A 20581-nucleotide genomic window follows, 5' to 3' on the forward strand; every position below is an offset into this window, starting at 1 on the left:
CACGCTAACTCATATGATCAAGCGCTGACGAGGAAGTCGAGGAACCATGTTGAGTGACCTACGTTTCTGCCATCTGGTCGTCGGCGTGACCGACATGGACCGGGCCCTCGGTTTCTACCGTGGCCTGTTGGGCATGGATGTGGTGTTCGACCAGTTGATTTCGGGTGAGCCGTTTGATGCGGTCCTGCACTCGTCCCGCCGGCAAGAGGGTCGTGTGGTCGGGGGAGTCGTGGGCGGAGTCATGCTCGAACTGCTCAGCCTCGGGTCGTCGACCCCGCCTGGACCCGGGAAACGAGGCATCGTCGGCAATCAGAACATCGCATTGTCGGTCACCGATCTCGACGCCACCTACCGCGCCGTGATCGACGCGGGCTTCCAGCCTGTTCAGGAGCCCTTCCCGATCGACCGGGTCCGGATGTTCTTCGTCAACGACCCCGACGGCACCGCGGTGGAATTCGTCGAGTTTCCCGGTGGCGCCCGCAGCAGCTATGAAATGCATCGCGGCGCAGACCTCAGTGCAGAAAGCTAACAGTCACCTGCTTCGTACACATCCACCCCACCGAGGGTAAGGCGGCCTGCCACACTGGGGCATGGCCATCGAGTTGGTGCGTGGTTCTCGGTTGTTCTCGGGCGTGCCCTACGCCTACGCGGCGATCGCACCTGCAAGCGGCATGATCTTCACCGCGGGCGCCTGCCCACTCGATGATCAGGGGCAGGTCGTTGCTCCCGGCGATGTCGCCGCCCAGGCCCGCCAGGCGATGGGCAATCTCCGGATTACCTTGCAGGAGTGTGGTGCCCAGTTGTGCGACGTGGCGAAGACGACGATTTACGTCGCCAGTGGTCAACGTGACGATCTCGCAGTGGCGTGGAGCGAGGTGGTGTCGGCTTTCGCCGACCATCGGCCGCCGAGCACGCTGTTGGGCGTGGCAGTCCTCGGGTACCCTGATCAACTCGTCGAGATCGAGGCGATCGCGGTGCCGCCGGTCAAGTGACCGGCGTGAGGTCGGTCCCGGCCGGGGGTTGCAGCCGCCGCAGTTTGCCGTCGATGGCCGTGACATACAAAGCATTGCCGTCGGGGCCCGGGCCCACCCGCACCGAGGTCGGTCCGTTGGGCGGCAGGGAAAGTTGGCTGAGCCCTTTGGCTATCGTGCAGATGCGGCCGGTGTCCGTGTTCACCGCGTAGACCTCGCCCGCGGTATCTCCGGCTACGTACAACGTTCCGTCGCGGGTGGCCTGCATGTCGTCGGAGCCGGCAATCAGCCCGGGTAACCGCGCCACGGTCGAGGTGGCGTTCGGCTTGTCGAGGGGGAGCCGCAAAACCGTTGACAGGGCCGAGTTCTCGGTATACAGCGCGGTGCGGTCGGGGGTCAGTGCCAGCCCGTTGGGCAACGGGGTGCTGGACCAGGATTTCGTGTGGCGTCCGGTGGTGGGGTCGTAGCGGTCGATGCCCCGCGGAGGGACGGTCAATTGCGAGAAGATCAGATCGCCGTCCGGCAGGAACAGCAGGCCATTCGGTGAGGGCAGCCCGGTGAGCAGCGTCGTCGATTGACCGGCTGTCACGTCCAGTCGTTGCAAAGTTCCGCGCGACGTGCCGGGATTGTTTCCGGTCAGGAAGTACAGGTCATTCCCTGAAAGTCGCAGGCCCGCTGGATGATCGAGACCTGACAGCACTGTGCTGCTGTTTCCCTCGTCATCGACGTGAAGTAGTCGACCGTCGTTGATCGCGCTCACGTAGAACCCGCCGCGGCCGTCCGGTTCGAGGTTCTCCAGAGCGCCCAGTCCGCTGGCCACCGTGGTCATCTGCCAGCGCTGGCATGCGCCAGTACGCGCATCGGCGCCAGGCGTTGCGCATGCGATTGGTATGGCCGCCACGAACAGGGTCGCGACGGCACCTGCCACGGCGCCAATTGCCTTCTGCAGCATCAACTCACCCCTCAGTCATCTCACGCTGAGTTTGATACCTTTTAGTATCGGATGCCAAAAGGTATCATGAATCCGTGGAGAAGGACGACGATCGATCGGTCGAACAGTCACGGCCGATGACGCGCCGACGCGTCGAGACCCGTCAGCGGCTGCTGGATGCTGCATTCTCGGTGTTTGCCTCAAAAGGGTTCGGGCGTACCAGGATCGATGACATCTGCCAAGCCTCGGGCTATACCAAGGGCGCCTTCTACTCGAACTTCGGCACTCTTGACGAGTTGTTCCTGGCTCTCTATCGCGAACAGTCGCGCGGGTTTGCCGAGCACACCATCAGATTCCTGGCCGCCGAACCGGGTGACACGGTCGAGGCCACGATCCAGGCCTGGTCGCAGGGTCTGCCCATCGACCGGGACTGGCTACTGATCAACACGGACTTCGTCCTGTACGCGGCCCGCCGCCCTGACGTGCAGCTGGAACTCGCCACAGCACGGTCGCAGATGCGCGAGGACTTCACTCATATACTCGCCGACCACATCCGTGATCGGGCGCCGGATCTTCCGGCGTCGCTACCCACGCCGGCCGAAATGGCGCGGGCGCTGGTCACGGTCTACGACGGGGCAATCTCGCAGCTCATCCTCGACATGGACGAAACCTCGGTGCGAAAGCACTTCGCCGACATTGCCAGTGCGCTGCTCGGGTAGAACTCACACACAGCCTGACGACAGTGTGAACGGCTCCTTACCGGACGGATACTGCCGGGAAACTGGATCGCCGAGGGGCGCTGCGACGGTAGGACGATGACCGCAGACGCTGTTGATCCACTCTGGCTTCGGCCGGTGGCCGCGCCATCACCGGTGGTGAACCGGGCTCCACGGGCCAGCGCCGACGTGCGTCAGGCGCAGGCGTTCATCGCCCTTCTTGAGGATGAAATGGTCGACCTGCAAACGCAATTGGAGCGGATCAACGCGCGCGTCACGGACGGTCGGCCGGGGGCGCTCCATCATCAGGCCGCGGTGCGTACGCGACTCAACGAGGTGAGGCGCCTGCTCGACGCCCTCATCTTCAGGTTTCCTTCCGCCTGAGCCTCCAGTCGCCGATGACGGCCAGGCGGCGGCGCTACTGGGCCGGCGCAGTCCATGCTCCAAGGATAGGGCCTGGCCGTCGACCTCGACTGATCACACCCTCGAGTTTGGTGAAGGCAGTTTGGACTTGCTGGTCCAATTTTCGCGAGGCACGCTCGTGACGAAACGACGCGTGACTGGAGGTGTGCAGTGAATCTCGGTGAATTCGGTGTCTGGCAACCGGCGTATGCCACAACACCTGAGATGGCAAAGCGGATCGAAGGCCTGGGCTACACGACGCTGTGGCTGGGTGGTCCGGAACCTGATCTGTCGGGACTCGATGAACTGCTCGGCGCCACGGACCATTTGGTGGTGGCCAGCAGCATCTACAACATCTACCGCGGTGATGCGGCCGTGTTGGCAGCAGCGTATCGGCGTATCCAGCGGTCATACCCGGACCGCCTGCTGCTGGGCCTCGGGGTGGGACACCCTGAACAGGTTGGCAATTACCGCACCCCGATGGCTGCCCTGAACGGGTTTCTTGATGCTCTTGATGAGCACGGTGTTCCCCACGAGAAGCGGATGCTGGCCGCACTGGGTTCCAAGATGCTGGCGCTGGCGACCGAGCGGGCGGCCGGCTCGGTTCCGTACCTCGTCACTCCCGAACACTCCCGCCGTGCGCGGGCGGCGCTGGGGTCTCAGCGGATACTGGCGCCCGAGCAGAAGGTGGTTCTCGAGTCGGACCCCGAACGGGCGCGCGCTCTCGCCCGTCCACGGATCAAGCATCCGTACCTCGGATTGGTCAACTACACCAACAATTTACGGCGACTCGGCTTCACGGATGACGATCTGTCCGGCGACGGCAGCGACCGGTTGATCGACCAGCTCGCCGTGCATGGTGACACGGCGACAGTTGCGCGGGGATTGCGTGCACATTTGGCGGCTGGGGCGAATCACGTGCAGATCCAGGTGGTGGGTGAGCACTCGGCGCCGCACCCGCAGATGCCGGAGGTTCTGCTCCAGGTTTACGACGAGGACACGTTCAGGATCTATGAGTCCCTGGCCGGGGCGTTGGACATCGCGCCCAGCTGAGCGGTATCAGCGAGGTGTGCGGCCAGCGCCCTGCCATACCGTGTCGAACGGTGCATTGCCGCTGATCCGGTCGACGATTCCGGCTGTGGTGAAGTCCTTGGCCAGGCGCACCGCCTCCGGGACGCTGGATCCCTTGGCCAGCGCGGCGGTGATCGCTGCCGCCAACGTGCATCCCGCACCGGCGACCCGGGCGTCGCCGACCTTCGGCGCACGCAGAACCTCGGCGTCCGTGCCGTCGAAGAGAACATCGACCGCGTCGTCGCCGGGAAATTCGACCCCGCCCTTCACCAGGACGTACGTGGGTCCGAGGTCGGCAATGCGCCGGGCTGCCTCGAGGAGGTCGTCGATGGAAGAGATGTCGTCCATCCCGGCGAGGGTGCGCGCCTCGAATAGGTTCGGCGTGGTGACCGTCGCCAGCGGCAGGATCTGGCTGCGCAGAGCGGTGTCGGTGTCGAGTGCAGCGCCGGGCTCTTGCCCTTTGCAGATCAGGACTGGGTCGACAACGATGTGCCGCCACGGTTGCTGGGCGAGAGCCTCCGCGACGATGTCGATGGTCGCGGGGGTGCCGAGCATGCCGATCTTGACGACATCGAGGTTGTACGCCGACGTCGCCGCCTCGATCTGATCGGCGATGACCTGTGGGTCGACAGGGACGAACCGGTGGCCCCAGTCTGCCTTGGGGTCGAACGACACGATGCAGGTCGCGGTGCCCACGCCGTAGGTGCCGAACTCCTGAAACGTGCGCAGGTCGGCTTGCAGGCCGGCGCCGCCGGTGGCTTCGGATCCGGCGATGACATACGAGAGGTCGACCACGTGGGTGAGCGTACGCCTGCGCTACGGACATCCGACATTAACCCAGCGGATATCCGGGTGCGTTGCTGAGTGCAGGAGAGGTGGGAAAACCGCCGCCCAGATCACGCTGGCACCGTAGCGCCACGGCTGCAGTTGGGCAGACGATGTTCCATGTTGCGACCCAAGGTGATTGGTCACAGCGTCCGCGTCCTTGATGGGCGTTTCAGGTCCGAAGGTTGTTGACAATTCAATAGTTTTTCGCAAGCGTGGCGGGTGACCGCCTGTTGTCTCGCGCGGCGAGGCCCAGATCCCTGTCGGGATCTCATAATTGCTGTATATGCCAGGTCGCGGCGTGTTCCCGTCCGATCGAAGCCTGAATTAAGTTGTGAAAGCTTCCTTTTGGTTTCGAATTTGGTCGTTTACCCAGAACTGGCAGTGTGCTGTGTAGTTAGCTGATACCGTCGCCGTCATGAAGCTCGTGCAATGTATGGCCGCAGCCGCGGCTGCACTGGCGGTCTTTGGGGCCGCCGCATGCAGCAGCTCGTCGACTGATCAGGCCCCGACCACCAGTCCCGTCCCTGCCGAGTCCACTTCCAGTCAGCATGGGCCGGTCAAATCTCCGGGTACCGCGCCGGCGCCCGGACCTGGTCAAACCACTCAGCCGATGATGCCGAACCCGAATGGGGACGGCTCGATGGTGCCGTGTGAGGGCACGATCTGCACCAATCCGAATCACGGGGCCGGTGACAACCCGGATGAGAACGGCGGGGCGGTGATGCCCAATCCCAACGGTGACGGGTCGGACGTGCCGTGTGAGGGCACCATTTGCACCAATCCGAACCACGGGGCCGGTGACAACCCGGATGAGAACGGCGGAGCGGTGATGCCCAACCCGAACGGGGACGGCTCAGATGTGCCGTGCGAGGGCACCATTTGCACCAATCCCAATCACGGGGCCGGCGACGACGGGTAGGTCGCACGGGCCGACACCGCCGGCGCCACCCAGTCACGAAGGTAGGTACGCAGTCCTTTGTCGTGGCGCGCCGGTCCACCCGGATCGATGATGAACGACTGCAGGATCCTCAGCATGAATTCGACCAGCTGATCGAGTGCATCTCCGTCGAATCCTACTGTGGCCCAATCGATGTCGAACCGGCGCAGAATCGACTTGCCGAATTCGATGGCAAGGTCGGAGGTAACTCCTGCCGTGAACGCGCTGGCCTTGCCGGGTTGCAGCACCAGGCTGAGATATCGGTCGTGCGGAATCTGCTCCGCCGTGTAGGCGATGCCTTCGACGACGGCTTCGCTGGGGTCGGTGATCGAGCCCAGCTGCTCGGCCAGGCGATCGAGGAAGCCGTCCACCGACGACACGGCGGTGGCGGCCATGAGGCTCTCCAGCGTGGGGAAGTAGCGGTAGATCGTCTGGCGCGTCACCCCGAGTGCCTGGGCCACTTCGGACACGCTCACGGTGCCGCGCGCGTCGATCGCCTGCCGGGCCGCACCGATGATGCGGCGGACGGCTTCGTCGTCGTCGGCGGGAATGTCTCCCGACCAGCCGTGCCTGCGCATCCGTTGATCGTCGCACGATTGGCGTTCGGATCTTGACAATACAGTTCACAGTCACTGTATGGTCAGGTCATGACTGTCGGCCCGGTGAGCAGCACCGATGAAGAACTGACCCGTCGCGCTTTGCGGCATGCCGTCGAGGGGACGACGGATATGGCAGACCGGGTGCTGAAGGTGCCCCTGCACTACTACCGCGACCCGAAGATCACCGAGATCGAGGAATCCCAGATCTTGCGCCGGGTCCCACTGGCGATCGTGCCGTCGGCTCAGATCGCCGAGAAGAACGACTTCGTCGTCCGCTCCGTGCTAGGGGACTCATTGCTGGTCACCCGGGACCGCACCGGGGCGAGCCACGTGTTCCTCAACTACTGCCGCCACCGCGGTGCGATGCCGGCCTGCGGATCGGGCAACGCGTCACGATTCGTCTGTCCCTATCACGCTTGGACCTACCGCAACACCGGTGAGCTGTTCATGGTGCCGGGCAAGGCCGGCTTCGACACGATGGATCCCGCCGAATACGGACTGGTGGAGCTGCCGTCCGAGGAGCGCCACGGCTTTGTCTGGGCCGTGCTGACCGCAGACGCGACCATCGACCTCGACGCTCACCTGGGCTCGCTCGGTCCCGAACTGGCGCAATGGAACTACGAGACCTATGGCTATCACACCGACCGCGAGTTCTCCTCGGAAGTTTCGTGGAAAGGAGCGCTCGAGGCGTTCGCGGAGGGCTACCACTTCCCGTTCGTCCACGGCGAGAGCCTGATCGGGCAGAACACCCTGCCGAACACCGCCATCTACGACGAATTCGGCAAGCATCACCGAATCGGCTTCCCGTTCAACTGGATCAAGAATCTCTCCGATGATCCGAGTGGCACATTCGACCCGTCGGCCAACATGGGTGTCATCTACTGGGTGTATCCCAACCTCATCCTGGCCAACAGCCCGGTCGGCGTGGAGATCATCGACATGCTGCCAGAGGGGGAGCCCACCCGCTGCACGGTCCGGCACAGCTGGATGGGCCGGGTCCCGGCCACGACTGATGACATGCGGGCCGGCTATGACGCGGTCTACGAAGGAGTTCACGCTGCGGTGCGCGACGAGGATTTCGCCATGCTGCCGCAGTGCGGGCAGGGAGTCCGGCACGGTCAGCACGACCATATGATCATCGGCCGCAACGAAATTGCGGTTCAGCACATGATCAAGGTGTTCGCACAGGAATTGGGTGTGGCGCTGGCGTGAGTCCGGCAGTCACTTTCCTGGCAGCGTCCGTCGCGCCTGCAAAGTGATGCCGGGCACCGAGTTCGCCAGGTCGGGACGCTGCTTCCCGAAGGCCCGGATGGTTCGATAGAACGCCCACAGCTGTCGCGGGGATGGAACTTTCGGAACCCAGGCCAGTTCCCAGTGGATTCCGTTGATCGCGTCGTCGAAGAACACCGCGTAATAGCCCGGCCAGTACTGGGGGTAGTCCTTGGGTTCATCGGTGACGGGAATATCCCGGGCGATCAGGAACTCGCGATGAAAGTGGTCCACTTCCTTCCGGTTTCGGGCCCACAGCGCGATGTGGTTGATCCCGACGGACTGGTCGGTATGGGTGAGCTTGTCGCCGGTGAATGCGGGCTGAATCCCGATGTAGCTGTGCGGGTTGAGGTATCGCGTCATGTAGTAGACGGACTGGTACTCCATGTTGAGCGAGGAGAAACTGCTGTACCCCAGCCAGCCCAGCATCGCGTCATAGAACTTGAGCGATGCGTCGTAGTCCAAGACCGCGAACTCGACATGACATACGCCGCGCCACCGCATCCTGCCCCCTGGGAGTCGACTACTACCGAATGTAGTACTAGGAGGCCGCGCTGTGAAGGGGCTGCGCGCACCGTTTTCCACCTCTGGGTCGCGATGCCTGCGGAGAAACAGCCCAAGGGTAGAAAACGGCGCGCCGAAGCCTCGCCAAACCTGTTTAGTTGTCGGCCTTTTCCGCCTCGTACTTCTGCGCCATATGCGCGATCGCGTCGATCTGAGACTGCGCCAGCCCGTCACGCACCTGCCCGGCACGCGCTGCGGCGTCCAGGGTGGGCTGGGCCTGCCCCTGGAAGTGCGGCATGACCTCTTCGGCGAACAGTTCCGCCGAGCGGCGGGTGGCGGCAGGATTGGCCCAGTCCGCGGCCATCTGCAACATGGATCCGAAACCGCCGGACTGCTCCCAGAGTCGCTGTACCTGCGCGCGCGCCCGTTCCGGCGTTCCGATCACGCCGGCGCCGCGTTCGTTGATCGTGTCGATCATCCCGTCGATGGTGTCTCCCGGCATGGTCATCTGCGGGAAGGCGGCGACCTTCTGGAAGTAGTTGAACCACGCCTCGATGCCGTAGCGGACCTCGGCGCGGGCCTGCGCATCGGTCTCGGCGACGTGGAACGGTCCGACCAGCGACCAGTTGCGACGGTCGATCGTGGTGCCGAACGCCGCGGCACGCTCCTCGGCGATGTTCCAGTGATGGGCCAGCGCATCGAAACCGGCCTCGCTCAGCGTGGCGCCGATCGACAGCAGCCCGATGCCGTGCTTACCGGCCAGTCGCGCACCGGTCGGAGACGCGACGGCCGCGACCGACAGCGGGATCCCGCCCTCGGAGTATGGAGCCAATTGCAGTTTGGCATTGAACAATTCGTGCGTGGCGGTCTTGGCGCTCACCGTCTCTCCGGCGAGCAGACGCACCATGATGTCGAGGTTGGTCTCCAGGAGTTCGCGGGTGTCGGTGGGGTTCAGCCCGATCATGGCCGAGTCGGTGGGCAGAGAGCCCGGCCCGACGCCGCCGATGATGCGGCCGTGGGTGAGGTGGTCGAGCAGCATCAACCGGTCGGCCGCCCACAGCGGGTTGTGGTACGACAGCGAGATCACGCCGGTGCCGAACGTGATCCGCTTGGCCCGGGCGGCCGCCGCGGCGATGAACACCTCGGGCGAGCTGATGATCTCGCTACCCGCCGAGTGGTGCTCACCGATCCAGACCTCGTCATACCCGAGGGCGTCGAGATGCTCGACGAACTCCAGATCCCGGTGCAGCGCCAACGTGGGGTTGATGCCCGGGCGGTGGAACGGGGCGATGAAATAACCGAACCGGAGTCGGGACACGGGGCCTCCTTGCCGCGAAGTGTGCTTGCCAGAAAGCTAGTCCCGCGGGGACGTCGCCAACAGTGCACGAAGGTGGACAATTCGACGTCCGTCGTCGTTTACTCGTCGGGTGAGGCGTGCCACAGCCGAACTGCAGGTCGCAGACTACGAGAAGGTGTTCGCGGTGCTCGACGCCTGCGACGACGCGGCTGATTTCCCGGAATTCCGGCGGGCGGTCGTGGACGCGATCAGTGAAGTGTTCGAGGTCCGCGGGGTCACATTCTTCGCCGGGCCGACCGTGGCGGGCGCGTTCGCGGATACCGCTCCCATCACCACCGACTACGAGAATGCGCTGCTGGACGATTACATGGCCAGATGGCGCGGGCACGATGTCTTCGCCACCCCGATCGCGTTGCAGCAGCTGCGTACGGCGGGGTCGGTCAGCCTGCGGGAGCTGGCTGTGCCCGCGTCGGCCGCCGCCTACGTCGAGCAGTTTCTGCATCGGGCCGGACTGCAGTCGTGCAACGCGTTCACGTTCCCGATCGGCGGTGCTGCGCACGGTCTGCTCGGGCTGTTCGATCCGGATCCGGACGCGGTCGATGCGCGGGACGCCTCGGCGCTGCGGTTACTGTGCCGGCGTCTGCGCGGCCTGGCGCGTCCGCTGATGCCCGCTGCCCGGGTGGATCCACTGGCGCAACTGCCGCGGCGGCAGCGCGATGTCGTCGCGTTGTTGGCCCGCGGGCAGACCAACGCGCAGATCTCGACGACGTTGTGCCTGACCGAGGACACCGTCAAGAAGTACGTCAGCCGGGCGCTGGCGACGACGGGCTGCCGGACCCGTACCGAGCTTGCGGTACTGGCCGCGATGCGCTGACGTCCTGCCCGGACCCGTCATGAGTTGGCCATTGCTGCCAACCGCCGGTCAATTTCTGCCAGCGGAATTAACCGCTCTGACCAGTGCGTTATGACAGCCAGACCGGGTAGGAATTCCCCGAACCGGTGGACGAGACGTCCGAACCGCGACACTCACGCCACGGCTCGAACGCCCAGAACGAAGGGCTTCGACATGAAGAAGTTTGGTTTTGCGAGCATGATCGCCACCGGTTTCGCCGCCGCCATCGTCGGCCTGGCGGCCCCGGCGCAGGCGGACATCACCCATCACCAGTGGGTGCATGACATCCAACAGCATGCGAGCAGCGGTGTCGTCACATCGACGTTCGGCAACGGCCGCTGACACCCGACACGAGCGAGGGGCACCCACACCGGGTGCCCCTCGCTTTCGTTGGCGGCCAACCGCCAAAACGTAAGGTGGCGGAATGACCACCACCCACCGGCTTGCGGTGATCCCGGGCGACGGTATCGGTAAGGAAGTGGTCCCCGAGGGACTCAAGGTGCTGGAGTCGGCGGCGGCCGCCTTTGATTTCGCCATCGCCTATGAGCAGTTCGATTACGCCTGCGCGGAGTACTACAGCGACACCGGCGCCATGCTGCCCGACGGGTGGTTCGACGAACTGAGTAGGTTCGACGCGCTGTTCTTCGGCGCCGTCGGCTGGCCGGACGTTGTCCCCGACCATATTTCGCTGTGGGGCAGCCTCCTGCAGTTCCGTCGGCACTTCGACCAGTACGTCAACCTGCGGCCCGTCAAATTGATGCCGGGGGTGCGAAGTCCGCTGGCCGGCCGAGGGCCCGGCGACGTCGACTTCGTTGTCGTACGGGAGAACACCGAGGGCGAGTACTCGAGTATCGGCGGCAGGATGTTCGAGGGCACGGACCGCGAGACGGTGGTGCAAGAGACGGTGATGACGAGGGTCGGCGTCGACCGGATCCTCAAGTATGCGTTCGAGCTTGCCCAACGCCGGCCCGACAGGCACCTGACCTCGGCGACGAAGAGCAACGGTATCTCGATCACGATGCCGTACTGGGACGAGCGCGTCGAGCAGATGAGTGAGCGGTTTCCCGACATCGAGGTGGACAAGTTCCACATCGACATCCTCGCGGCGAACTTCGTTCTACACCCCGACTGGTTCGACGTCGTCGTCGCGAGCAACCTCTTCGGGGACATCCTGTCCGACCTGGGGCCTGCGTGCACCGGCACCATCGGCATCGCTCCCAGCGGAAACATCAACCCGGAACGGCGATTTCCGAGTCTGTTCGAACCGGTTCACGGCTCCGCGCCCGACATCGCCGGACGTGGTATCGCCAATCCCATCGGGCAGATCTGGAGCGCGTCATTGATGCTCGACCACCTGGGTGAACCGGACGCCGCAGCGGCGATCCTGAAAGCCGTCGAAGATGTGCTGGCCCGCGGAGGCGACATCCTGACCCCCGACATGGGTGGAACCGCGACTACGAGCGCATTGGGGGACGCGGTCCGCGATCAGTTGCAGGCGAATGCTGCTGGCTCGCAGTAGGTTTGAGCGATCTGTTATTTGTCAGGCCGACATCTGGCACAGAAAGTCGGGCCCACCGGCGTAGACGATCCCGGACGGGTACGGCGCGGACGCGGCCCGAGCGATGGTCGTCGCCAACTCGCGGTCTGACATCACCTCACCGGAGACCACGGTGAAATCAATTCCCCGCCGGTCGAATTCCGAACGCATGGCATAGAGGGCGGTCTCGCCGGCGCGCTTGCTCGCGGCGGTCGCCGCGTAGCCCTTCGGCACGGCCTTGTTCGGGTAGAAGTGGGCCTGATGGCTGGTGACGAACACGATCTGACCGCCCGCCGGCATCAGTGGCAGCGCCAGCTTGGCCAGCCGGCGTTGGGCATCGCGGTTCAGCCGCATCGCGTAGCCCGGATCGGTGCCAAGCTGCAGCCCGGTCGACGCGTTGAGCACCAGGACGTCGAGGCGGCCGAACTCGCGGCCCACGCGCTCGATCATCGCGGCGGCGGCAGCCTCGTCGGTGATGTCGGCCCCAAGAGTGGAGGCGCGGCCGCCCGCGCGTCGGATGGCGTCGACGACCGTGTGGGCGCGTTTGGCCTTCTCGCGGTAGTTGACGACGACGTGGGTGTCCGGGCCGGCGAGCTGCTGTGCGACGTCGGCGCCGATACCCCGCGATGCACCGGTGACAAGAGCGATCCGGGTGGCTGCTGCAGGCTGCATGTCGGGTTCCTTTCCGTCACTGCGAGGCGGCTGGTCGGGAAATTCTGACCTGCGATTACACGGTGTGGCCGTGCTCACAACCGCCCCTGGGAACCCACCGTACACCAACTCTAAGAAAAATAAGGCGCTTCTAAGGTCACGGTAAGGGCAATGTCGTGTCGCAACTGTGTTGCTGAGCCGCGAGGCATAACCTGGCGGAGTGACTGGCCAACGGGTGCCTGGCGGGGTCGTGCACAAGTTGCCGACAGACCTGCGTGAGGCGCTGATCGGAAATGCCACAGCGCTGGAGGCGTGGCGGGACATCACGCCGCTCGCGCGCAACGAGTTCATCTGCTGGGTCGAGGATGCCAAGCAGCAGGTGACGCGCGAGCGACGGATCCGCCGGACGCAGGAGGAGTTGGAGGAGGGGCAGCGGCGCCCCTGCTGCTGGCCCGGGTGCAAGCACCGCGAGCGCACCGGCAAGTAGCCGCTGCTGCCTACCGGATCGACAGGCCGGTGATGGCCCGGGAGATCACCAGACGCTGGATCTCGCTGGTGCCTTCGAAGATCGTGAAGATCTTGGCGTCGCGGTGCATCCGCTCGACCGGGTAGTCGCGCGTGTAGCCGTTGCCACCGAGGATCTGGATGGCCTCATCGGTCACGTAGACCGCTGTCTCGCTGGCCACCAGCTTGGCCATCGAGCCCTCGGCGTTGTCGAATGCCTGGTTGTTGCGGGCCATCCAGCCGGCACGCCACACCAGCATCCGGGCGGCGTCGATACGGCTCTTCATGTCGGCGAGCTTGAAGGCCACGGCCTGGAACTCGCCGATCTTGCGGCCGAACTGCTCACGCTGGCAGGCGTAGTCGAGCGCATATTCGTACGCGGCGCGGGCCACGCCGACCGCCATCGCACCCACTGTGGGCCGCGTGCGCTCGAAGGTCTTCATCGCTGCCTGGCCGCCGGCCGATGCGCCCGACTTCACGCGGGCGATGCGCTCCTCGAACTTCTCCCGACCGCCCAGGATCAGATCCTCGGACAGGCGGACGTTGTCGAGCACCACCTCGGCGGTGTGAGAGGCGCGAATGCCGTGCTTCTTGAACTTCTGGCCCTGCGTGAAGCCGTGGGTGTCCGGCGGGATGATGAACGTGGCCTGGCCGCGGGAACCGAGTTCGGGGTAGACCGAGGCGACCACGATGTGGACGTTGGCGATCCCGCCGTTGGTGGCCCAGGTTTTGGTGCCGTTGAGCACCCACTCGCGGGTCGCCTCGTCGAAGCGGGCGCGGGTGCGGATGGCGCCGACGTCGGATCCCGCGTCGGGTTCGGACGAGCAGAACGCACCCAGGTGGGGGGCGTCGGCGGTGCCGAACATCTCGGGCAGCCAGCGGCCCAGCTGTTCGGGAGTGCCGTTGCCCGCCAATGCCGCTGCGGCCAGCCCGGTACCGAGGATCGACAGGGCGATGCCGGCGTCACCCCAGAAAAGCTCCTCGAACACGGTCAGCATGCCGAGGCCGGTGGGTTCGCCGGCCTGCTGGGCGAACAACTCGGGCGAATACAGCCCGACCTTGGCAGCCTCCTGGATGACGGGCCACGGGGTCTCCTCGCGCTCGTCCCATTCCGCGGCGGCCGGACGCACCACCTCGGCCGCGAACTGGTGCACCCAGTCGCGGACCTCGATCACGTCGTCGCTCAGTTGCATGGAGAACGTCACGGTTTGCTCCTGAAATATGTTGGTGTTCAGTGGGTTTACGAGCGGTGTTGTTCGATCACGCTGACGGTCTGGGTCACCCAGGCCTCGAAGAAGCGATCGTTGTCGACGTTGCCCGGCGAGCGTTTGGTCAGCGCCTGCAGCGTCGCGGCATAGGACAGTGCGGAGATCGCGACGGCCGCGGTGGCCTCGGGATCGGGGATCTGGGTGCGGCCCGAGCGATTCGACGCGGCCAGTTCGTCGGCGAATCGTTGATAGGCGTTGTCGGTGATGACCTGCCACGTCTTCTCGTCGAGGTCACCGAGCTCGTCGGGCTCCCGCAGCATGACCCGCAGCAGTTCCTCGCTCTGGGTCAGGTTGGCCCAGATCAATTGCCCGGCGCTGCGAACCGCCTCTTCGGTGGTCTTCGGGTGGCCCGCGTCGTACTGCTCCCGGGCACTGACGATCGCGTCGATGCGGTGTGAGACCGCGGACTCGAGCAGTTCCCGCTTGGAGCCGAAGTGCTTGTAGAGCGCACCCGACCCCGGTGCCAGGCCGGCGGCCTGCTGTATGTGGGCCACCGACGTGGCGGCGTACCCCTTGGCAGCGAACAGCTTCAGTGCTGTGGCCAGGAGCCGGTCACGTCCAGATGACATGGTGAGAGAGTACTCACTCACCAATTTGGGGTGCAAACAGGCCCCTTGTGCCCGCCGGATCGATAGGTTGACCTGGACTGATCGTTAGGACGGGGAGGCGTGACGATGGCGGAGCTGACGAGAAACGACAAGATTCTGTGCGGCGTCTATGCCGTGATCGCCGTGGTGGCCCTGGTCGCCACCTGGTGGAACAACATCCGCTTCTTCACCACCGAAAGCACGAGCACGATCGACTTCTTCCAGAGTGGCTACGCCAACTACGGGTCGTCCTCACTCACCAATGACCTGCTGCTGTTCGGGTTGGCGGCATTCGTGTTCATGGTCGTGGAGGCTCGTCGGATCGGGATCCCGAAGGTGTGGATCTACATCGTGCTCAGTGTGCTTGTCGCCGTGAGCGTGGCGTTTCCGTTGTTCCTGATTCGGCGGCAGTTGGTGCTGGCGCAGGGGCGGGTCGTCGCAAGCTAGGTCCCGTACAGATGTAGGGCCCGGCCGGTCAGTGTGGCCACTTCACCGCTCAGCCCGGCCATGGGCGGGGCACCGCGCTGATGGATCACGTTCCCGAGGACGACGACGTAGGTGTCCGACCCCGGATCCATCCACAGCGTCACTCCCGTGAAGCCGGTGTGCCCGAAGCTGCCGACCGGAAACACCATGCCTCGCGGGCGGGACTGCTCCGTGTCGATATCCCAACCGAATCCGCGGAGGTCTTGCCCGGCAATGGCGGGATAGTGCGGTGCGAGCAGGGGATGTGTTGCGTTAGGGGTGTTCTCGACCGCTTCGCGGGTGGCGTTGTTGGCAGTCTCGACCTGAGCCGAGTTGTGCCCCGGCTGCTGGGGGGTCGTCATCAATGCCAGCGTGGACTGCTTCAGCGGAAACGCACTCGGCCGGCCGGCGAGGCGGTCGAGCAGCGCCTGCGCGAACCGGCCGACATCGTTCACCGTCGAGAACACCCCGGCGCTGCCGGCAACTCCGCCCATGCGGCGGGCCGTCGGATCGTGCACGGTGCCGCGCAACGGGTGACCGAAGTCCGGATTGAGGCCCGGGGTGTCCTCGTCGAGCGCCGTGGGAGCGACGCGCGCCAGAAGATCGGTGTTCCACGTACCGGCCGGGCAGTCGCCAACTTTGGGTGCATGCGGATCGAGCGTTATGGCAGTTCCCCGAACCTGGTGCGGGCCACATGCTTTGGTGACCGGGAGATAGCGGGTGTCCGTCATCGCGAGCGGTGCGAACACATTCTTCTGAATGTAGGTGTCCTCGGTTTCACCGGTGATCTTCTCGAGGAGTGCACCGAGGATGATGAAGCCGATGTCGGAGTAGTGAAACCGCTCCCCGGGCTCGAACACCACCCACGCTCCGAGGGCACGGTGGATGCCCTCGGCCTTGTCGGGCTTGTCCAGTCCCCACGGCCCGTCCAGGCTCAGATCTCCCGCGATGCCCGACGTATGGGTGAGCAACATGCGCACCGTCACCCGCGCACGGCGTGGGTCGTTGGCGGGGTTGAAGTCGGGCAGGTAGGTCTGCACGGGTTCGTCGAGTTGAACCCGTCCCTGTTCGTAGAGCTGCAGGATGGCAACAGCCGTCGTGAGGCACTTCGACAGCGAGGCCAGATCGAAGATCGTGTCCTCGGTCATCGGTTCGGCGGGGGCAGGTGCCCCGTCCAGCCCCGGTTCGCCGGCCAGCTTGCGTGAACCGAAAGCCTGACGAAAGACGATGTTTCCGCCGTGCCCGACCTGGACCACCGCTCCGGGCATTCGAGGTGCCGCGATCGCGTCGTCGATGAGCTGGACCACCGGGGTGAAGTCACCGGTGGGAACAACGGCGGCCGTCGTGGGTGGTGGGGCGATGGGTGCCTGCGTAGTCGTCGTCGACGTGGAACTGGCTGCCGGTGGACGCGTCGACGGCCCGCACGATGTGACCGCCGCGATCGTGAACACGACGGTTCCGGCGGTGCAGAGCCGAGCAAGACGCGACCGTGACATTGCCACCGGATCGACGGTAGCCGGGCGGTGGACAGTGCGAGGAAGTTGGGCGTTGAAACACGCCGCGCCTTCGCACCCCAACATGTTCGCGGCGCACTGTGACGAACGTGCAGGTTCTTGTGGCGAGGCACCAAAGATCAGACAGAAGGCTGCACGTTCGCCACAGTGCTCAGCGGGCAACACCATCGGAGGAATCGCAGAGCCCGCGGTGCAGACAGCCCGATGTCCTACTACCGCGAGGGTGGGGACAGCCCTACCCCGGACACGCAGGCGCGCCGGATGGGGGCGGATCCGACAGATGCGTAGCGTCGAGCCCATGACCAGCGGGACCCTGTCGAGGAACACGGCGCAGCCCCAACGAGTCGGCCGCCTTCGGCAGCTCGGCGTGGACAGCGGGTATGTATTGCTCGGATTTCCGCTCGCCACAGTGAGTTTCAGTGTTCTGGTGACCGGACTGTCCGCGGGGATCGGGACGTTGGTCATCGGTGTCGGCCTGCTGATTCTCGTCGGCACCCTGTTCGTGGCGCGCTTGTTCGCCGATATCGAGCGACTTCGCTTTCCGGCCGTGCTGCGTAGGCCCCGCAGCCGGCCGGTTTACCGGGCGGCGCCGCCGGCTGTGGGCATCTGGAAGCGGATCCTCGCCCCACTCACCCAGGGCCAGTTCTGGCTTGACCTCGTGTACGGCATTCTCTGCTTTCCGGTCGCGGTGCTCACGTTCACCATCGTGATCAGCTGGTGGGCTTCGGCGATCGCCGGCACGTTGACCGTTCTGTGGGACTGGAGCATCCCGCGCAGCCCCGACAACACCTCGCTTGCCCAGCTGATCGGGCTCGGCGACAGCGCTTTTGCCCGGATCGCCTTCCAGACCGCGATCGGTCTGGTCTGTCTGATCAGCCTCCCGCTCGTGGTGCGCGGGTGCGCCGTGCTCCAAGCGGGCTTCAGCCGAGCCCTGTTGACCGGTGTGGCCGAGCTGCGTCAGACGATCACCGTGCTGACGGAACAGAAGGCCGCGGCCGCCTCCGCCGAGGCCACCGCCCTGCGCCGGCTGGAACGCGACATTCACGACGGACCGCAGCAGCGGCTCATCCGCCTCGCGATGGATCTGGGCCGCGCGCGCCAGCACCTGGATGGTGATCCGGGGCCGCTGCGCGACACCCTCGACGAGGCGATCAGTCAGACGCAGGACACGCTGAACGAGTTGCGTGCGCTGTCCCGCGGTATCGCCCCGCCGGTACTCACCGACCGTGGACTGCCCAGCGCGCTGGCCGCACTGGCTGCGCGGTGCACCATCCCGGTCGAGCTCGCGGTCGACTCCGCCCTGGGCGAGCCGGCGGGAAGGCTCGACGCCGCGGTGGAGACCACCGCCTACTTCGCGGTGGCCGAAGCGCTGACCAATGTCGCCAAACACAGTGGTGCACAGAACTGTTGGGTCACGGTCGCACACGGTCCCGGCGGTGTGCGCGTCGAGATCGTCGACGACGGTGACGGCGGTGCTCACGTGGCCAAGGGCCACGGCCTGGCGGGTCTGGCCGATCGGATTCGGGCCGGCGGTGGCACGCTGAGCGTGGTGAGTCCCGCCGGTGGGCCAACCACGATCGGGGTGGAACTGTTGTGTTGAGAGTGGTGGTAGCCGACGATGCGGTCCTCCTGCGGGAAGGCCTCATCCGGTTGCTGAACGAGAACGGCCACGACGTGGTTGCCGCGGTCGGCGATGGCCCGTCGCTGGTCCAGGCGATCGAACAACACAGGCCGGACGTCTCCGTGGTCGACGTCCGGATGCCGCCGTCTCACACCGACGAGGGCCTGCGTGCCGCAGTGGAAGCCCGGCGACGGGTGGCCCGATCGCCAGTTCTCGTGCTGTCCCAGTACGTCGAGGTGTCCTACGCCGACGACCTGCTGGCGGACGGCGCCGGCGCGATCGGCTATCTCCTCAAGGACAGGGTCGTGGCGATCGCCGACTTCCTCGATGCGGTGCAGCGGGTGGCGTCCGGTGGCACGGTGCTCGACCCCGATGTGGTGGCCCAGTTACTGGTCCGACGCCGACGCGACGACCCGCTGCGACAGATGACTGCGCGCGAACAAGAAGTGCTCGGGCTGATGGCCGAGGGACGGTCCAACGCGAACATCGCCCGCACCCTGGTCGTCAGCGCGGGTGCGGTGGAGAAGCACATCAGCAGTATCTTCGCCAAACTCGGCCTGCCGATCGACGGTGAACAGCACCGTCGGGTACGCGCGGTGCTGACGTATCTGCGCGGCTGGGGGCCGTGACCACGGTGATGCGACGATAGGGCCATGACCGCAACGCTTGTCGCGAAGAATGTGGCCGGCGGTTTCGCCCATCGCACCCTGTTCGAGGGGGTTGACCTGACCGTGGCGCCGGGTGATGTGATCGGGGTGGTCGGCGTCAACGGCGCCGGCAAGAGCACGCTGCTGCGGATCCTGGCCGGGGATCTCGAGCCGCTCGACGGCACGGTCACCGTCGCGCCGGCCGATGCGTTCGTCGGATGGCTGCCGCAGGAACACGAGCGCATACCGGGGGAGACTGTCGCGGCCTACATCGCGCGCCGTACGGGCTGCACCGAAGCCACGCAGGCCATGGATGCCGCGGCCGCGGCACTGGCGGACCCGAACCCCGCCGAGGAGGATCCGGCCGCTGCCTACTCGGCCGCGCTGGATCACTGGCTCGCCACGGGTGCCGCCGACCTCGACGAACGACTGCCGGCCGTGCTGGCCGATCTCGGACTGGACACCGATGCCGTGCGACCAGACTCGACGCCGATGACCGCGCTGTCCGGTGGGCAGGCGGCGCGGGTGGGGTTGGCGGCACTGCTGTTGTCGCGGTTCGACATCGTGCTCCTCGATGAGCCGACCAACGATCTGGACCTCGACGGCCTCGCCCGGCTCGAGCAGTTCGTCAGGGAACTTCGTGGAGGTGTGGTGCTGGTGAGTCACGATCGGGAGTTCCTCGCCCGCAGCGTGACTCGCGTGCTCGAGTTGGATCTGGCGCAGAACACCACCACCGTTTTCGGCGGTGGGTACGAAAGCTATCTGGAGGAGCGTGAGGTCGGTCGCCGGCACCGGCGCGAACAGTACGAGGAGTTCGCCGAGAAGAAGGCCGACCTGGTGGCCCGCGCCCGCACCCAGCGTGAGTGGTCGAGCCAGGGCACCCGTAACGCGATGCGCAAGTCACCGGACAACGACAAGATCCGTCGACGCGCGGCCACCGAGTCCAGCGAAAAGCAGGCGCAGAAGGTGCGTCAGATGGAGAGCCGGATCGCCCGCCTCGAGGAGGTCGAGGAACCCCGGAAGGAATGGACCCTGCAGTTCACCATCGGTGCTGCGCCGCGGTCGAGCTCCGTCGTCGCGACCCTCGACAATACCGTTGTGCGGCAGGGTGATTTCGTGCTGGGTCCGGTGTCGCTGCAGGTTGACGCCGGCGAACGGATCGGTATCACCGGCGCCAACGGGGCCGGGAAGTCGACATTGCTGCGGCTGCTGCTGGGGCGTCGACAGCCCGATGAGGGTCGCGCCGGCCTGGGCGCCAGCGTCGCCATCGGCGAGATCGACCAGGCCCGTGCTGACTTCACCGGCACCGCGCGACTCGTGGACCGCTTCGAGCAGCAGCTGCCGGACTGGTCGACGGCCGATGTGCGGAC

The 20581-nt window shown here is 65.5% G+C and carries 24 protein-coding genes; 15 read left to right on the forward strand and 9 right to left on the reverse strand.

The window, feature by feature from the left end; translation table 11 throughout:
• Nucleotides 1-46 precede the first annotated feature (46 nt).
• Together A5779_RS15815 and A5779_RS15820 are read left to right on the forward strand one after the other, a co-directional pair.
• Nucleotides 47-529 (forward strand): VOC family protein, encoded by a 483-nt coding sequence (locus A5779_RS15815; protein WP_064883396.1) that lies wholly within the window; start codon nucleotides 47-49, stop codon nucleotides 527-529.
• Between the two features lie 61 nt (nucleotides 530-590).
• Nucleotides 591-992 carry a RidA family protein gene (locus A5779_RS15820; RefSeq protein WP_064883398.1) on the forward strand — a complete coding sequence of 134 codons (402 nt, stop codon included), beginning with the start codon at nucleotides 591-593 and terminating at the stop codon, nucleotides 990-992.
• Here A5779_RS15820 and A5779_RS15825 read toward each other — a convergent pair.
• Nucleotides 985-1923 (reverse strand): SMP-30/gluconolactonase/LRE family protein, encoded by a 939-nt coding sequence (locus A5779_RS15825; RefSeq protein ID WP_064883400.1) that lies wholly within the window; start codon nucleotides 1921-1923, stop codon nucleotides 985-987. The genes A5779_RS15820 and A5779_RS15825 overlap by 8 nt on opposite strands.
• Nucleotides 1924-1997: 74 nt before the next feature.
• On the opposite strand from A5779_RS15825, the gene A5779_RS15830 reads away from it, so the two are divergent.
• From A5779_RS15830 to A5779_RS15840, 3 genes are all read left to right on the forward strand, one after another.
• Nucleotides 1998-2621: a TetR/AcrR family transcriptional regulator gene (locus A5779_RS15830; protein WP_236734782.1), complete on the forward strand. Its 624-nt coding sequence runs from the start codon at nucleotides 1998-2000 to the stop codon at nucleotides 2619-2621.
• A gap of 96 nt (nucleotides 2622-2717) precedes the next feature.
• Nucleotides 2718-3002: a hypothetical protein gene (locus A5779_RS15835; RefSeq protein ID WP_131811652.1), complete on the forward strand. Its 285-nt coding sequence runs from the start codon at nucleotides 2718-2720 to the stop codon at nucleotides 3000-3002.
• A gap of 189 nt (nucleotides 3003-3191) precedes the next feature.
• Nucleotides 3192-4073 (forward strand): TIGR03620 family F420-dependent LLM class oxidoreductase, encoded by an 882-nt coding sequence (locus A5779_RS15840; RefSeq protein ID WP_064883404.1) that lies wholly within the window; start codon nucleotides 3192-3194, stop codon nucleotides 4071-4073.
• Between the two features lie 6 nt (nucleotides 4074-4079).
• Here A5779_RS15840 and thiD read toward each other — a convergent pair whose 3' ends face one another.
• Nucleotides 4080-4886 (reverse strand): bifunctional hydroxymethylpyrimidine kinase/phosphomethylpyrimidine kinase, encoded by an 807-nt coding sequence (gene thiD / locus A5779_RS15845; RefSeq protein ID WP_064883406.1) that lies wholly within the window; start codon nucleotides 4884-4886, stop codon nucleotides 4080-4082.
• A gap of 448 nt (nucleotides 4887-5334) precedes the next feature.
• Here thiD and A5779_RS35035 point away from each other — a divergent pair, with 448 nt between their 5' ends.
• Nucleotides 5335-5838: a hypothetical protein gene (locus A5779_RS35035; RefSeq protein ID WP_236734784.1), complete on the forward strand. Its 504-nt coding sequence runs from the start codon at nucleotides 5335-5337 to the stop codon at nucleotides 5836-5838.
• Here A5779_RS35035 and A5779_RS15855 read toward each other — a convergent pair.
• Entirely contained in the window at nucleotides 5814-6434 is a 621-nt protein-coding gene (locus A5779_RS15855) for a TetR/AcrR family transcriptional regulator (RefSeq protein ID WP_064883408.1), read from the reverse strand. The two genes, A5779_RS35035 and A5779_RS15855, sit on opposite strands and share 25 nt — an antisense overlap.
• Before the next feature lie 69 nt (nucleotides 6435-6503).
• On the opposite strand from A5779_RS15855, the gene A5779_RS15860 reads away from it, so the two are divergent.
• The gene (locus A5779_RS15860; RefSeq protein WP_064883410.1) at nucleotides 6504-7667 is read left to right on the forward strand and encodes an aromatic ring-hydroxylating oxygenase subunit alpha; all 1164 of its coding nucleotides are present in this window, start codon (nucleotides 6504-6506) and stop codon (nucleotides 7665-7667) included.
• Nucleotides 7668-7676: 9 nt separating this feature from the next.
• Here the strand turns inward: A5779_RS15860 and A5779_RS15865 are convergent, their stop codons facing one another.
• Both A5779_RS15865 and A5779_RS15870 read right to left on the reverse strand, forming a co-directional pair.
• Nucleotides 7677-8228, reverse strand: a complete 552-nt coding sequence (locus A5779_RS15865; RefSeq protein ID WP_064883412.1) for a VOC family protein — start codon at nucleotides 8226-8228, stop codon at nucleotides 7677-7679.
• A 154-nt stretch (nucleotides 8229-8382) separates the two neighbouring features.
• Complete coding sequence (locus A5779_RS15870) at nucleotides 8383-9546, reverse strand: LLM class flavin-dependent oxidoreductase (protein WP_064883414.1); 1164 nt, start codon at nucleotides 9544-9546, stop codon at nucleotides 8383-8385.
• 109 nt (nucleotides 9547-9655) lie between these two features.
• Between A5779_RS15870 and A5779_RS15875 the strand changes: the two genes are divergently transcribed.
• From A5779_RS15875 to A5779_RS15880, 3 genes are all read left to right on the forward strand, one after another.
• Entirely contained in the window at nucleotides 9656-10399 is a 744-nt protein-coding gene (locus A5779_RS15875; protein WP_064883416.1) for a helix-turn-helix transcriptional regulator, read from the forward strand.
• 192 nt (nucleotides 10400-10591) lie between these two features.
• Complete coding sequence (locus A5779_RS33575; RefSeq protein WP_110777365.1) at nucleotides 10592-10759, forward strand: hypothetical protein; 168 nt, start codon at nucleotides 10592-10594, stop codon at nucleotides 10757-10759.
• Between the two features lie 82 nt (nucleotides 10760-10841).
• Nucleotides 10842-11936, forward strand: coding sequence for a tartrate dehydrogenase (locus A5779_RS15880; protein WP_064883417.1), 1095 nt, complete (start codon nucleotides 10842-10844; stop codon nucleotides 11934-11936).
• A gap of 21 nt (nucleotides 11937-11957) precedes the next feature.
• On the opposite strand, the gene A5779_RS15885 is transcribed toward A5779_RS15880, so the two are convergent.
• On the reverse strand, nucleotides 11958-12626 hold the full coding sequence (locus A5779_RS15885; RefSeq protein ID WP_064883418.1) for an SDR family oxidoreductase: 669 nt from the start codon (nucleotides 12624-12626) through the stop codon (nucleotides 11958-11960).
• A 199-nt stretch (nucleotides 12627-12825) separates the two neighbouring features.
• On the opposite strand from A5779_RS15885, the gene A5779_RS15890 reads away from it, so the two are divergent.
• Entirely contained in the window at nucleotides 12826-13092 is a 267-nt protein-coding gene (locus tag A5779_RS15890; protein ID WP_055110863.1) for a YdeI/OmpD-associated family protein, read from the forward strand.
• Between the two features lie 10 nt (nucleotides 13093-13102).
• Here A5779_RS15890 and A5779_RS15895 read toward each other — a convergent pair whose 3' ends face one another.
• Complete coding sequence (locus tag A5779_RS15895; RefSeq protein ID WP_064883420.1) at nucleotides 13103-14314, reverse strand: acyl-CoA dehydrogenase family protein; 1212 nt, start codon at nucleotides 14312-14314, stop codon at nucleotides 13103-13105.
• Nucleotides 14315-14349: 35 nt separating this feature from the next.
• Nucleotides 14350-14946 (reverse strand): TetR/AcrR family transcriptional regulator, encoded by a 597-nt coding sequence (locus A5779_RS15900; RefSeq protein ID WP_055111709.1) that lies wholly within the window; start codon nucleotides 14944-14946, stop codon nucleotides 14350-14352.
• A 105-nt stretch (nucleotides 14947-15051) separates the two neighbouring features.
• On the opposite strand from A5779_RS15900, the gene A5779_RS15905 reads away from it, so the two are divergent.
• The gene (locus tag A5779_RS15905; RefSeq protein ID WP_207549083.1) at nucleotides 15052-15411 is read left to right on the forward strand and encodes a DUF2834 domain-containing protein; all 360 of its coding nucleotides are present in this window, start codon (nucleotides 15052-15054) and stop codon (nucleotides 15409-15411) included.
• Here the strand turns inward: A5779_RS15905 and A5779_RS15910 are convergent.
• Nucleotides 15408-16925, reverse strand: a complete 1518-nt coding sequence (locus A5779_RS15910; protein ID WP_082941707.1) for a serine hydrolase domain-containing protein — start codon at nucleotides 16923-16925, stop codon at nucleotides 15408-15410. The two genes, A5779_RS15905 and A5779_RS15910, sit on opposite strands and share 4 nt — an antisense overlap.
• A 316-nt stretch (nucleotides 16926-17241) precedes the next feature.
• Between A5779_RS15910 and A5779_RS15915 the strand changes: the two genes are divergently transcribed.
• The 3 genes from A5779_RS15915 to A5779_RS15925 all read left to right on the forward strand — a co-directional run.
• Entirely contained in the window at nucleotides 17242-18543 is a 1302-nt protein-coding gene (locus A5779_RS15915) for a sensor histidine kinase (protein WP_064883422.1), read from the forward strand.
• The gene (locus A5779_RS15920) at nucleotides 18540-19193 is read left to right on the forward strand and encodes a response regulator transcription factor (protein ID WP_064883457.1); all 654 of its coding nucleotides are present in this window, start codon (nucleotides 18540-18542) and stop codon (nucleotides 19191-19193) included. The genes A5779_RS15915 and A5779_RS15920 overlap by 4 nt, the downstream gene beginning before the upstream one ends.
• Before the next feature lie 24 nt (nucleotides 19194-19217).
• A partial coding sequence (locus A5779_RS15925; RefSeq protein ID WP_064883424.1) for an ABC-F family ATP-binding cassette domain-containing protein occupies nucleotides 19218-20581 on the forward strand: 1364 nt, incomplete at its 3' end.

It is taken from the genome of Mycolicibacterium peregrinum, from assembly GCF_001665625.1.
Lineage (GTDB): Bacteria > Actinomycetota > Actinomycetes > Mycobacteriales > Mycobacteriaceae > Mycobacterium > Mycobacterium peregrinum_B.